This is a genomic window from Enterococcus sp. M-BR2 (assembly GCF_056612775.1).
On the sequence record NZ_CM152743.1, the window covers coordinates 1,019,770 to 1,033,916 of the forward strand.

At 40.0% G+C, this 14,147-nt stretch carries 10 protein-coding genes; all 10 read right to left on the minus strand.

Annotated features, from left to right (window positions below; genetic code table 11):
- Positions 1-14 precede the first annotated feature (14 nt).
- The gene (locus tag AC1F25_RS04990; protein WP_195943666.1) at positions 15-3,443 is read right to left on the minus strand and encodes a pyruvate carboxylase; all 3,429 of its coding nucleotides are present in this window, start codon (positions 3,441-3,443) and stop codon (positions 15-17) included.
- Positions 3,444-3,468: 25 nt separating this feature from the next.
- Positions 3,469-4,632, minus strand: coding sequence for an FtsW/RodA/SpoVE family cell cycle protein (locus tag AC1F25_RS04995; protein WP_002309450.1), 1,164 nt, complete (start codon positions 4,630-4,632; stop codon positions 3,469-3,471).
- Positions 4,633-4,634: 2 nt separating this feature from the next.
- Positions 4,635-4,937, minus strand: coding sequence for an Fpa/YlaN family protein (locus AC1F25_RS05000; protein ID WP_002292202.1), 303 nt, complete (start codon positions 4,935-4,937; stop codon positions 4,635-4,637).
- An 85-nt stretch (positions 4,938-5,022) separates the two neighbouring features.
- Positions 5,023-6,822, minus strand: a complete 1,800-nt coding sequence (gene recQ / locus AC1F25_RS05005) for a DNA helicase RecQ (protein WP_104835804.1) — start codon at positions 6,820-6,822, stop codon at positions 5,023-5,025.
- A gap of 258 nt (positions 6,823-7,080) precedes the next feature.
- On the minus strand, positions 7,081-8,910 hold the full coding sequence (gene typA / locus AC1F25_RS05010) for a translational GTPase TypA (RefSeq protein WP_002292204.1): 1,830 nt from the start codon (positions 8,908-8,910) through the stop codon (positions 7,081-7,083).
- Between the two features lie 166 nt (positions 8,911-9,076).
- The gene (locus AC1F25_RS05015) at positions 9,077-9,844 is read right to left on the minus strand and encodes an inositol monophosphatase family protein (protein WP_002309455.1); all 768 of its coding nucleotides are present in this window, start codon (positions 9,842-9,844) and stop codon (positions 9,077-9,079) included.
- A gap of 5 nt (positions 9,845-9,849) precedes the next feature.
- The gene (locus tag AC1F25_RS05020) at positions 9,850-10,125 is read right to left on the minus strand and encodes a UPF0223 family protein (protein ID WP_002292206.1); all 276 of its coding nucleotides are present in this window, start codon (positions 10,123-10,125) and stop codon (positions 9,850-9,852) included.
- A gap of 199 nt (positions 10,126-10,324) precedes the next feature.
- Positions 10,325-10,927, minus strand: coding sequence for a hypothetical protein (locus tag AC1F25_RS05025; RefSeq protein ID WP_002309457.1), 603 nt, complete (start codon positions 10,925-10,927; stop codon positions 10,325-10,327).
- Between the two features lie 161 nt (positions 10,928-11,088).
- The gene (gene lpdA, locus AC1F25_RS05030) at positions 11,089-12,495 is read right to left on the minus strand and encodes a dihydrolipoyl dehydrogenase (RefSeq protein ID WP_002289686.1); all 1,407 of its coding nucleotides are present in this window, start codon (positions 12,493-12,495) and stop codon (positions 11,089-11,091) included.
- A gap of 7 nt (positions 12,496-12,502) precedes the next feature.
- Entirely contained in the window at positions 12,503-14,146 is a 1,644-nt protein-coding gene (locus AC1F25_RS05035) for a dihydrolipoyllysine-residue acetyltransferase (protein WP_151668697.1), read from the minus strand.
- Between the last annotated feature and the right edge of the window lies 1 nt (position 14,147).

Below are 14,147 nucleotides of genomic sequence, written 5' to 3' on the forward strand. Positions count from 1 at the left end.
CCACCTTTCACTTATTATTTTTCAGTCACTTCAATCAAAAGGTCGCCAGATGAAATCGTGTCTCCTGAAGATACATATACATGTGCGACTTCTCCGTCAAAACGTGCTTCGATGGCTGTTTCCATTTTCATTGCTTCAGTAATCATCAACGTGTCGCCTTTTTTGACGTTATCCCCTTTTTTCACTAATACATCAAGCACAGAACCAGACATCGTTGCTCCGATTTGTTCTCGATTTGTTGGTTCAGCTTTCAATCGAGTTTGGACCGCACTGATGATTGAATTATCTTTGATAGTGATTTCACGTCTTTGCCCATTCAAATTGAAGAACAGTACGCGATTTCCTTCGATATCGGGTTCTCCGATTTCATCTAAACGAATGATAAGCGTTTTTCCACGTTCGATTTGTACATTAATTGTTTCACCTAAACGTATCCCTTGGAAGAATGTTGGTGTATCCAGTAATGTAACATCGCCAAATTGATTGTACGCTTTTTGATAGTCCAAAAAGACTTGCGGATACATCAAATAACTTAATACTTCGTCTTGTTTTGGTTCATAGCCGATTTTTTCTGCCAATTCTTTTTTCACTTCGTTGAAATCGACTGATTTCGCCAATAGACCTGGACGTTCACTCAACGCGGGTCTGCCCTTAAGAATGATCTTTTGCAGTTTTTCAGGAAATCCGCCGACTGGTTGCCCTAGTTCTCCTTGGAAGAAAGTTACTACAGATTCAGGGAAACTTAGTGTTTCGCCTTTTTCATAGATGTCTTCTTCTGTGAGATCATTTTGGACCATGAATAGTGCCATATCTCCTACGACTTTAGATGATGGAGTTACTTTAACGATATCGCCAAACATCAAATTGACAGTATGGTACATTTGTTTGATTTCATCCCAGCGATGACCTAGTCCGACAGCTTTTGCCTGTTGCTGCAGATTCGAATACTGTCCTCCTGGCATCTCATGCATATATACTTCTGTTTCAGGAGCATTCAAGCCATTTTCAAATGGTTTGTAATACATACGCACATCTTCCCAATAATGGTTCAATTTCTGTGCATTTTCAATTGTGATTTCTGGCAGCCGTGGCCCATTGACCAGCGCATAATACAAGCTGCTCATGCTAGGCTGACTCGTGTTCCCACTCATTGCACTCATTGCTACGTCAACGATATCTACTCCTGCTTTTGAAGCAGCGGAATAAGTGATAATCCCGTTTCCACTAGTATCATGAGTATGCAGATGGATTGGCAGATCCGTCGTTTCTTTCAATTCACTAATCAAGCGGTAAGCTGCTTGCGGTTTAAGCAATCCAGCCATATCTTTGATTGCAATGATATGCGCACCCAGTTGTTCTAGTTCTTTTGCCATGTCTTTATAATACTGAACATTGTATTTTGCTCGGCTTGGATCGTTGATATCGCCAGTATAGCAGATAGCTGCCTCTGCGATTTTACCAGTATCCCGTACAGCTTGGATACTTTTTTCCATTTGAGGAGTCCAGTTCAGACTATCAAAGATTCGGAAAACATCAATCCCTTGTGCTGCTGCTTCTTTGACAAATTCCACCAGTACATTGTCAGGATAATTAGAATACCCAACGGCATTTGATCCCCTGAAAAGCATTTGCAGCAATGTATTAGGCATTAAAGAACGGATTTTTCTCAATCGTTGCCAAGGATCTTCATTCAAAAAGCGGTAAGCCACATCAAATGTTGCTCCCCCCCACATCTCACTTGAAAAGAGTTCAGGAAGACCTTCTCCCGTTAAGCGTGCAATCTGCTTGAAATCCTTTGTCCGAACACGAGTTGCTAGCAGACTTTGATGGGCGTCTCTAAATGTCGTATCCGTCAACAATAAATTTTCCTGTCCTTTGATCCATTCGACCAAAGCATCGGCACCATTTGCATCTAATACGTTCTTAGCCGTTACGTAATCAGTTCTTGTGATTAGATCTTTAGGCATACGTGGTTCTTCATAAAATGGTTTTTCGCCACTTTCGATACCTGGAAAACCATTGACAGTAATTTCACCGATATATTTCATCGTTTTATTTCCGCGGTCTCGTAGTCGAGGAAATTCAAATAATGTTGCTGTACTATCGATAAAAGTTGTTTTTGCATTTCCTGATTGGAATTCAGGATGTGTGATGACATTTAGCATAAATGGAATATTTGTTTTTACTCCACGGATCCTGAATTCTTTCAAGCAACGTTCCATTTTCTGAATGGCTGTTTCAAAAGTAGCGCCATGCGTACATACTTTTACTAACAATGAATCAAAATACGGCGTCACCACATAGCCAGCGTAAGCATTCCCTACATCCAGACGTACGCCAAATCCGCCAGGTGAACGATACGTATCGATTTTTCCTGTGTCTGGTAAAAAGTTATTCAACGGGTCTTCCGTAGTGATTCGGCATTGAATAGCCGACCCATTCAATTTGATTTCTTCTTGCTGAGGCAATCCGATTTCTTTATGCAAATCTAGCCCTTGGGCAATCAATAGTTGCGTTGTCACGATATCAATATCTGTAATCATTTCTGTGATCGTATGTTCCACTTGGACGCGAGGATTGACTTCGATAAAGTAAAAATCATCTCCTTCAACAAGAAATTCTACCGTACCCGCATTGACATACCCAACATGTTTCATCAATTGGACAGCTGCCTGACAAATTTTTTGACGTTGCTGTTCGTTCATAGAGACACAAGGCGCTACTTCTACTACTTTTTGGTGGCGACGCTGAACAGAACAGTCTCTTTCGAAAAGATGGATGACGTTTCCATGTGTGTCACCAAGAATCTGTACTTCGATATGCTTAGGATTGGCGATGTATTTTTCAACATACACTTCATCGCTACCAAAGGCAGCTTTTGCTTCGCTTTTTGCACGTTCGTAACCTTCTCTTGCACTCTTTTCATCATGAGCCACACGCATTCCGCGACCTCCGCCGCCTAGAGCTGCCTTGATCATAATCGGATAACCGAATCGTTCAGCAAATTCCAATACATCGTCTACAGAAGCGATTGGACCATCTGTACCTGGAATTGAGGCAATTCCTGCTTCGATGGCTGCAGCTTTTGCTTTGATTTTATCTCCAAAAATATCCAAATGATGCAGTTTGGGTCCAACAAAAGTGATGCCCTCTTCCTCGCACCGTTGCGCAAAATTCAAGTTTTCCGATAAAAGACCATAACCAGGATGAATGGCATCAGCCCCGCATTCTTTCGCGATCGAGATGATTCCTTCAATATCTAGGTACGCATCAATCGGTTTTTTTCCTTGTCCTACTAAATATGCTTCGTCCGCTTTAAAACGGTGTACGGAATATTCATCTTCTTCTGCATAGATTCCAACAGTTTTAATTCCTAATTCTGTACAAGCACGAAATACACGTACAGCGATTTCACCCCTGTTAGCAACTAAAACTTTTTTCATCGAACCACTCCTACATCTTTTTTTATTATAAACCTAAGCTCTTGCGTTTTTCATCCGCACTAATGTTAAGGACAAAGCCGACACAGATCGAAAGCATCAGCAAACTGGATCCTCCTTGACTTAAGAATGGGAATGTAATCCCTGTCAGAGGAATGACACCAGTGATTCCTCCCAGATTGACAAACACTTGGATCAAAAACATTGCGCCGATCCCAATGCACAAAAGCGAATTGAACGGATCTCTTGAACGAATCCCTACAAGAATAATGCGCACGATCATAAAGAATAGCAACGCTAATATCAAAATCCCCATAATCACTCCGAGCTCTTCCACTACGATTGCATAGATAAAATCGGTTTGTGCTTCTTGTAAAAATCCCTTTTTCTGGATACTGTTACCTAACCCTCTGCCAAATAACCCACCATTGAACATGGCATAGTAGCCGTTAACTAATTGATGGCCTTTATTTAATTCATCCGAGAAAGGATTTTGGTAAATAGCAAAGCGATTATAGATATACTGTAAACGCCCAGGCAAGATTTTTCCGTTTGTAATATTGATTAGCCAGATCGTAAAAGTACTTAAACAAAAACCGCCTACTCCTACAATCAAAGTATACACATAATTGACTCCGCTGGCTAAAAGCAGAACCAAAATAATCAAAAAGATAACTGCCGCATTCCCAAAATCGGGAAGGATAGCGACCAAAGCAGTCAGTCCGATAACCATTGCAAGTGGACGTTTTACAGTCCCTAGGAAATCTTTTTGTACACTGTTTTGCCTTTTTGATAAAGTCAGAGACAGATACCAGATAGAAATAATCTTTAGGTATTCGGCAGGTTGGATCGAAAATCCTGCAATTTGAAGCCAACCTTTTGCACCATTGATTTCTTTACCGAAAAACACAACGATTAGCAGCAAAATCGTCAAAACTGCGATGGCTGCCATGATTAAACGCTGGTTTTTCAAAACATCTGTTTTCATTTTGTAGAGTAGTGCGATAGCAATCAAGCTGAGCACCCAAAAAATACTTTGGTTAATGACTGATGCGGACGGATTTTGTCCGTTTTCTAATAATAGATACGACGTAGAACTATATACCATGATCAAACCCAAAACACATAAAATCAAATAGGGAATCAAGATACTATAGTCTAATAGATGCCTTTTTTTTACTTTCTTAGGCAAGTCTATTCCTCCTTGCCAACTTCTTTTTTATCATAATTTTCTTGGTAAACCTCACTGTATAACTGATTCAATTCTCGTTCCAGCTCACTTAACATCAGCTGCCCCTCGTTTTTTTCGATTACTCCTATACGAACAGCAAACCCGACTTGCTGGGAGAAACCGTACATCTGTGTATCTACCACTTCTTCGAAGGCTTTGCATTGCGAGATACAGAGACTGTTATTTTGGTTTCGGATTAATCGTTTGATCCGTTCTGCTTCATCATTTAATACTTGGATCGCAAGTTTTTTCGACAAAGAATCCATCTGTGCTTACCTCCCGTTCTAATTCCTCAATTATAACATATTTCATTTTCATAGGGAGCAAAAAAACAGATTTAACCAGTTGTTTTTATTCATTTTTACGTAATGGTCCTTCTTGCTTATCCAGAACATTAGGATCCATATTTTTTATCCGAGATAAAAAGGCTTCTCCGTATTTATCAAGCTTGCTTTGACCAACTCCCTTTATCTGAAGCATCTCCAGTCTGCTTGATGGACGTATTCGGCTCATTTCTTTCAAGGTGGAATCTGAAAATACGACATACGGGGGAACGCCTGCTTCTGATGCTAGATCCGTTCGAAGTTCCCGCAAAACTTCAAATAGTGTATCGGTCTCTTCATCCGACAGCTGCTGGACTTTCTTGGGTTCCTTTCGATAAACAGCTTCTTGTCCTTTTAATACTTGGATCCCTCTTTCTGTTACTTTCAAGATAGGATATTCTCCATCAACGGTCAGAAGATAGCCATTCGATATCAAATATTCAATCAACTGCATCGTTTCTTTTTGCGATTGATTTTTCATCAGTCCATAGGTAGATAAACGTTCAAACCCTAAGGCTCGCAGCTTTTGTTCTTTCGATCCTGCTAAGACTTTCATTAGCATCTGCTTGCCATAATTCTCCCCCATACGTTTCAAACAAGAAAGGACCATCTGTGCTTGTGTCGTTACTTCTACTATTTCTCTATCATCTAAACAGTTACCACAACGATTGCACGGACTGCTTGTCTCGCCAAAATAGTTTAGGATGTATTGCTGAAGACAGGATTCTATATACGCGTATTCTGTCATCGCTTTTAATTTTTCATATTCTTTTTGCTTTTGCTCCTCTTCTCTTTGGGACTGCTGGATAAAAAACTTTTGGACCTGAGTATCTTGAGGAGCGAAAAGCAGGATGGCTTCACTGGAAAGACCATCTCTTCCCGCACGACCAGCTTCCTGATAGTATGCTTCTAGAGAGCCAGGGATTTGATAATGGATAACAAAACGGACATTGCTTTTATTTATGCCCATGCCGAATGCATTGGTCGCTACGATTAGCTGTAAGCGATCGTATAAAAAGGCCTCTTGCATTGCCGTTCGTTCATTCTCATTTAGGCCACCATGATATCTGCCTATAGAAAATCCAAATTTTTTAAGCAAATGATAGATTCGGTCTACTTCTTTTCTCGTCGCTGCATAAATAATACCAGATTGATTTTTGTTGATTTTCAAATACTCGACTAGATACTGTTCTTTTTTTTGGTCTTTCACTACTTGAAAGCGGAGATTTTCCCGTTCAAAACCAGTCTGGATGTGATTGCCGTCAGGGATTTTTAAAAGTCGTTTTATGTCAGCGGCTACTTGTATAGTTGCTGTAGCTGTCAGTGCAACAATAACAGGTCGATTTGGCAGTTGATTTAGCTGTTTCGCCATTTGTAAATAACTTGGACGGAAATCATGCCCCCACTGAGAGATACAATGCGCCTCGTCAATGGCAATCATACAGACGTTCCATCGATTCATCGCTTGAATGAAATCCGGCATGATAAAACGTTCTGGAGCAATATAAAGTAAACGATACTGCTGCCTATCGATTTCTTGGAAGCGCCTAGCTGTTTCGTAACCATCTAACGAGCTATTGATAAAAGTGGCGGGTATACCTAATTGATTTGCTGCATCCACCTGATCCTTCATCAGAGAGATCAAAGGGGATACAACCACAGTAAGCCCATCTAATAGTAAAGATGGAAGCTGGTAACAGATTGATTTCCCACTTCCGGTAGGCATGATCCCTAATACATTTTCCTGATCAATGACTTTCTGGATAATTTCTTTTTGACCAGGTCTAAACTTATCATAACCAAAGTATTGTTTTAATAAGTCGTTCATCTTCCCGCTCCTTTCCCTTGCCATTTTACTTCGGTTTTCACCGAAGGACAAGTCGGCCCTCTCGTGAAACATAAGTGCGATATGAAACAAAAACACATCGGAGTTAAGTTCTTTAAAAGTCTTTAAAATGTCTTTTGGCGTATTTTCTGAATTTATGTCCATTGACAACGATGACTTCTCCACAGAAATGAGTTGGACAAAAAAAGAAACCAGCTATTTTTTATAACAAGCTGGTTTCTCTCTTCATCCTTTTACAGATTATTTTTTCTTTTTAGATGCTTTTTCACGAGCATTTTTCTCTAAAATTTGTTTTCTCAAGCGAATGCTTTCTGGTGTTACTTCGCAATATTCATCATCATTCAAGAATTCCAAAGATTCTTCCAACGTCAATTGTTTTGGTTTTTTGATAACAGATGTTTGGTCTTTAGTAGCAGACCGTACGTTTGTCATTTGTTTTGCTTTCGTGATGTTGACAGTCAAATCATTATCACGGCTGTTTTCTCCGATAATCATTCCTTCATATACTTCTGTACCTGGTTCTACGAAGACTGTACCGCGTTCTTCGATACTCATGATAGAATAGGTCGTTGCTTTTCCGGTATCGATTGAAACAAGCGCACCTTGGTGACGTCCACCGATTTGACCAGGAAGCATTGGCAAATATTGATCAAAAGTATGGTTCATGATTCCGTAACCGCGTGTCATTGAAAGGAATTCAGTTGAATAACCGATCAAACCACGGGCAGGGGTCAAGAATGTCAAACGGATTTGTCCGTTTCCTGTATGGACCATATCTTGCATTTCACCTTTACGTAAACTCAAGGATTCGATGACACTACCCATGTATTCTTCTGGTGTGTCGATTTGTACGCGTTCAAACGGTTCGCATTTTACACCGTCGATTTCTTTTTCAATAACTTCTGGACGAGATACTTGCAATTCGTAACCTTCACGACGCATGTTTTCAATCAAGATAGACAAATGCAATTCTCCACGACCAGAAACAGTCCAAGCATCTGGAGAGTTTGTTGGTTCAACTCGTAAAGATACATCTGTTTGAAGTTCTGCCATCAAACGTTCTTCAATTTTACGAGCAGTTACATATTTACCTTCTCGACCGGCAAATGGTGAATTATTAACTAAGAAAGTCATTTGCAATGTTGGTTCGTCAATGTGAAGGATAGGTAACGCATCTTGATGATCCACAGGAGTAACTGTTTCACCGACAAAGATGTCTTCCATACCTGAGACAGCAATCAAGTCTCCAGCTTTTGCTTCTTGAATCTCTAGACGTTTTAGTCCAAAGAAACCAAATAATTTCGTTACACGGAATTTCTTAACTGTTCCGTCTAATTTAATTAATGCTACTTGGTCGCCTACTTTGATTGTTCCTCTAAATACACGTCCGATTCCGATACGACCTACATAATCGTTGTAGTCAAGTAATGAAACTTGGAATTGTAATGGTTCGTCGCTATTATCGACAGGAGCAGGAATTTTTTCAATGATCGTGTCAAAAATAGGTGCCATTGTTGGTTCTTGATCTGCAGGGTCGTCTGATAAGCTTGACGTACCATTCAGTGCAGACGCATAAATCACAGGAAAGTCTAACTGATCATCATCTGCTCCCAATTCGATGAATAGTTCAAGTACTTCATCAACGACATGCTCAGGACGAGCAGAAGGTTTGTCAATCTTGTTTACGACAACGATTGGTGTGATATGTTGTTCCAATGCTTTTTTCAATACAAAACGTGTTTGAGGCATTGTTCCTTCATATGCATCTACGACCAACACGACGCCGTCAACCATTTTCATGATCCGTTCTACTTCGCCACCGAAGTCCGCGTGTCCTGGAGTATCCATGATATTTACGCGAATTCCTTTATAGTCTACAGCTGTGTTTTTGGCTAAAATCGTGATACCACGTTCTTTTTCTAGCGCATTTGAGTCCATCGCACGTTCTTGCAATTGTGTATGTGCGTCTAATGTATCTGATTGTTTTAACAGTTCATCAACTAATGTTGTTTTTCCGTGGTCAACGTGGGCAATAATTGCGACGTTACGGATATCGTTTCTATAATTCAATGTAACTAACTCCTTTTTTATTGGTTCTTTATGACAGGGCAAATTTTACTCGACTGCTAATTATAGCAGACTTTTTTCATGAAATATAGTAAAATGTTTTCATTTTTTCGAGAAAATTAATCTTTTGCCCGTTTTTATCATCTTTGTGAATGTTTTCTACCTTTTTTCAGCCTTCTTTTTTCAAAAGGTCTGCGATTTCTGCATATGCACAAGGAGTCCCTGCTAAATAGTATTCCCTTTTATCAAAGGTCAATGGAGTGCCAAAAAGACCGCTTGTTACCATACCAAACTCTTCCAATAAGACATTTCCCGCTGCATAATCCCAAGGACTGAGGTTCGAAATGTAAGCAATATGGTTTCCTTTCAAGATTGCGGCTAGTTCAAGACCTGCACACCCGTACATACGTGTTCCCATGCTGCTTTCCGCAATCTCTCGGATTCCATATTTATTATGACCGAAAAGATAGCTATTCACACCAAGTAAGCCTTCTGATAAAGATTTATTTGCTGGTTTAGGCATTGGTCTATCATTTTTGTAAACACCTATTCCTTTTCCACCCCAAAAAAGCTCATTTCTCATGACGTCATAAATGAAACCAAGTTTTCCAACGCCGGATTCATAAACAGCGAGCATGATACAAAAATTTTCCCCTTCAATCACGAAATTCAATGTGCCATCAATAGGATCAATGATAAAGACTCTTCCATCAAGATCTGCTAGTTGATTATACCCTTCTTCTTCTGCCAATATTTTCGCCTCTGAATCATAGGAATGGATTTTTTCGATTAGAAAATTCTGGATGTTACGGTCAACATTTGTCACTAAATCCGTTCGATTTGATTTTTGCGAGATCGTTAATGTTTGTTGAGAAGATTGGATTTTCTCACCAGCTTCTTCAAGCCATGATTTGATATGATCAATCATCTGTTCCATTTATCTCACCCGTTCATTCTCAAAGTTTTGTTTGGATTTTTTTTTGCTTGCTGCACTGTACGATATAAGGAGTACCCGGAAGCTTTCTCAAATTCCCGACCCAATCGTTTTTCTTCTCCGATGGATTTGACAACTGTTTTGAACTGCTGATAGGTCTTCAAAAAAGCTTCATTGTTTATCCCTTTTTCGTTCGCACGTTCCAGATCTTCCCACATCTTCATTACAATGACCATTTCATCTGTTGTCCAGTCTAAATCAAGTGGATACTGATATTCTTGCATCTTCAACTCTCCTATTTCATATTCTTCTTTAGTGTAGCATAGGAGACGGTAATAAACCAAGAAGTAGTCGTATCACAAGTTTACATAATTAAATTATTGATAATAAAAAAGAAATAAAAAAGGAGACTGAAAACTTACTCCTTTTTATCATTCTTATCTATTATTAAGTTTCTTCGTATTAATTCCAAAAAAACTTGATTTATCTTAGATGATCACGTGTAAGATTGCTTGTTTTTCTACTCTTGGCGAGTAATTGAGAGTTAATCACTCGGATTGTCTGGCCGTTTTTGTTTTTTTCTTCCATTTGACGTTCTGCTTTCCTTCTTAGCCTTTCTTGTACTCCATTATTTATAAAAATTTTTTCTTCATTGATAAGTTTATCAAAGCTAGGGTTCATGATTTCACGAAGGGTATGATCTTGATTTTTAGCGTATGTTTCCCATAATGTATTACTTGCTTCTATATCAGATTGTTCTCTAAGCGCTATAATCGTATTTTTTTTATACCAAATCAATTCAGAATCATCTGCAAATACTACTTGGCTTCGTTCAATTCCTTTACCTTTACGCTCAAGTACCTCGAGCAAAGAAGGTCCATCGATATTAGCATTTCGGAGCATGATAGTTTCAATCTTTGCGTATTTCTCGGAATCTGCGTCAAACAAATCAGACAAATGATCAAAGAAGCGCTCTTCAGTTCTACGAATCAATTGTCTAATCTGTTCTATTTGTGGTTGTTGATCAAGTGATAACGATGGGTCAATTTGGATGCTTGCGCCTACCTCAGTTCCTGGAATTTTCATTTCTAACTTCCTTCTTTCCCATTTGATGGATACATTACTCAAATATTTCTGTTTATTTTTTATGATATCAGTTTATGTAATAAAAATACGTACCATTATTTTCCAGAAAAAGAAAAAAACGCAACTGATTTCTCAGTTGCGTTTCGCCTATATTATTCAAATCAAATATGAATTGGCAAGCCTAATGCTAATTCCGAAGCATCCATGACGATTTCGCCAAGAGATGGATGCGGATGAATCGTCAAGGCGATATCTTCAGCATTCATTCCTGATTCGATTGCTAAAGCTAATTCAGAAACCATATCGCTTGCACCGACTCCCCCGATTTGTGCACCAATCAGCACGTTATCTTCGATTGTCGTAACTAGACGGATGAATCCTTCTGTTTTACCAAGCGATAATGCTCGACCGTTCCCTGAAAATGGGAATTTATATGCTTTTGCTTCGATACCAGCATCTTTTGCTTCTTTGATTGTCATACCTACAGAAGCCAATTCAGGATCAGTAAAGGCTACTGCCGGCATTGCTTTATAATCTACAGCTACTTTTTTGCCAGAGATTGCTTCAGCAGCGATTTTTGCTTCATAACTGGCTTTGTGTGCTAATGCCGCCCCTGGAACGATATCACCGATGGCATAGATATTGGGTACGTTCGTACGTCCTTGTTTATCTACCGTGATCAATCCTCGTTCTCCTACTTCGACACCTGCTTGTTCTAAGCCCATATCATCCGTATTCGGACGACGACCTACAGTGACCATCACATAATCAGCAGTAACGGATTCTTCTTTCCCATCCACTGCATATTTCACTGTCACGCTGTCGCCGTTATCGACTGCTTCTTTCGCCATTGCATTCGTTACGACTGTTACGCCTTTTTTCTTGAAATCATCTTCTACTAATTTTACTAGATCTTTTTCGTAAGTTGGTAAAATTTGTGGTGAGCCTTCAAGGATCGTTACTTCTGCTCCTAAGTTTGCGTACGCTCCGCCCAATTCGGCACCAATCACACCGCCACCGATGATCACAAATTTCTTAGGTACTTCTTTCAATGCTAATCCGCCAGTAGAATCTAACACACGTCCTCCGAACTTAAATCCTGGAATCTCGATTGGACGGGAACCTGTTGCGATGATTGCGTTATTGAACGAATAAGTTTGAGCTGAATCTGGATGAATGACGCGTAGTGTGTGATCATCTACGAAGAACGCTTCTCCTTCGATTGTTTCAACCTTATGTTTTTTTAATAGGAAACCAACACCAGAAGTCAACGTATGAACAACTTTGTTTTCTTTCCATTCTTGTGTTTTCGCAAAATCTAGTTTGACATTTTCACTAGTTACTCCAAACATTTCAGAATCTAGTGACTCTTGATAATGGTGTCCTGCAGCTATCAGTGCTTTTGAAGGAATACAGCCGACGTTCAAACAAACACCGCCAATATACTCTCTTTCAATGATTGCTACTTTTTGTCCCATTTCAGCAGCGCGGATGGCAGCTACATAGCCACCAGGTCCCGCACCGATTACAACTGTATCTAATTCTACAGCAAAATCTCCAACTACCATTTGTTTATCATCCTTCCATCATTAATAGCTCTGGATCAGCTAAAAGACGTTTGATATTATTCATTGCTTGTTGCGCAGTTGCTCCATCTACGATACGGTGATCGAAACTTAATGACAGTTTCATCACACGACCGACAACGATTTCGCCTTCAGCATTTACGATTGGTTGTTGTGCAATCGTTCCTACACCTAAAATAGCTACTTCTGGATAGTTGATGACTGGTGTAAACCAACCGCCACCTACAGATCCGATATTGCTGATCGTAATCGTTCCATTGCGCATATCTTCTGCAGATAGTTTGCCGTCATGAGCTAATTTTGCTTTCTCATTGATTTCGTCTGCAATAGCAAACATTCCTTTGCGGTCTGCATCTTTCACATTTGGTACATATAGTCCGTGATCCGTATCAGTTGCAATACCGATATTGTAGTAATGTTTATAAACGATTTCTTGGTTTGCATCGTCGATAGATGCATTCAATACTGGGTATTTCTTCACAGTCGCTGTTAAAGCTTTCACGACATATGGCAAGAAAGTAAGTTTCGTACCATTTGCAGCAGCAACTTCTTTAAATCGTTTCCGGTTATCCCATAGTTTAGACACTTCTACTTCATCATGCAATGTCACGTGTGGAGCTGTATGCTTACTGTTGACCATTGCTTTAGCAATAGCTTTACGTGTTGGTGTCATTGCTACACGTTCTTCCAAATCTCCTAAGTTGGACTTGAATGGTTTTGCTGTTGCAGGTGGTTTGCTTTCTGCTGCAGCAGCTGCTTCTTTCGGCGCTGCCGCTTCTGGCGCTTCTGATTTCGCTGGTGCACTGCTTGGACCACCTGTCAAGAAGTTTTCGATGTCCTCTTTTGTTACTCTGCCACCTTTTCCAGTTGCAGTTACTTGTGAGATATCTACATCTTTTTCGCGGGCAAATTGACGAACAGATGGCATAGCCAATACACGTTTATTTGGATCGGCAGCTTCAACGACACTTGCTGAACCTGATGTTTCCACTTTTTCTTTTGGTGCTTCAGCTGATGGCGCACTAGTTGATGGTGCACCATTGTGTCCAGGAGCATCGATTTCTACTAACACGTCCCCAACATTTGCTACTGTGCCTTCTGGGACAATCACGTTTTTAACTGTCCCGGTTACGGGTGACGGGATTTCTTCTACTGATTTGTCGTTTTGAACTTCTAATAATGTATCATCTTCATTGATTGTATCTCCTGGTTTGACGAACCATTTGACGATTTCACCTTCTGCAATTCCTTCACCGATATCCGGTAACTTGAATTGGAAGACTCCTTCGCTTGACGATCCAGCTGATCCTGTATCAACAGTTGGTTCAGCAGCCGGGTTAGCTGGAGTTTGGGATTCTGCGGCTACACCACTGTCCCCTTCATTGTCTTCGTGTCCTGGTGCATCGATTTCTACCAATACATCCCCAACATTTGCTACTGTACCTTCTGGAACAATGACATTTTTAACCGTTCCTGTTACAGGTGAGGGGATTTCTTCTACTGATTTGTCGTTTTGAACTTCTAATAATGTATCATCTTCATTAATCGTATCTCCTGGTTTGACGAACCATTTGACGATTTCACCTTCTGCAATTCCTTCACCGATATCCGGCAATTTAAATTGATAAGCCATG

Excerpts from the sequence above, each read along its gene's own strand:
- AC1F25_RS05000 (WP_002292202.1), bottom strand. The coding sequence starts at position 4,937 with ATGGATTCTTTGTCGAAAAAACTTGCGATCCAAGTATTAAATGATGAA.
- recQ (WP_104835804.1), bottom strand. The coding sequence starts at position 6,822 with ATGAACGACTTATTAAAACAATACTTTGGTTATGATAAGTTTAGACCT.
- AC1F25_RS05025 (WP_002309457.1), bottom strand. The coding sequence starts at position 10,927 with ATGAAAATTCCAGGAACTGAGGTAGGCGCAAGCATCCAAATTGACCCA.
- AC1F25_RS05020 (WP_002292206.1), bottom strand. The coding sequence starts at position 10,125 with ATGCAAGAATATCAGTATCCACTTGATTTAGACTGGACAACAGATGAA.
- AC1F25_RS05035 (WP_151668697.1), bottom strand. The coding sequence starts at position 14,146 with ATGGCTTATCAATTTAAATTGCCGGATATCGGTGAAGGAATTGCAGAA.
- lpdA (WP_002289686.1), bottom strand. The coding sequence starts at position 12,495 with ATGGTAGTTGGAGATTTTGCTGTAGAATTAGATACAGTTGTAATCGGT.
- AC1F25_RS04990 (WP_195943666.1), bottom strand. The coding sequence starts at position 3,443 with ATGAAAAAAGTTTTAGTTGCTAACAGGGGTGAAATCGCTGTACGTGTA.
- AC1F25_RS05015 (WP_002309455.1), bottom strand. The coding sequence starts at position 9,844 with ATGGAACAGATGATTGATCATATCAAATCATGGCTTGAAGAAGCTGGT.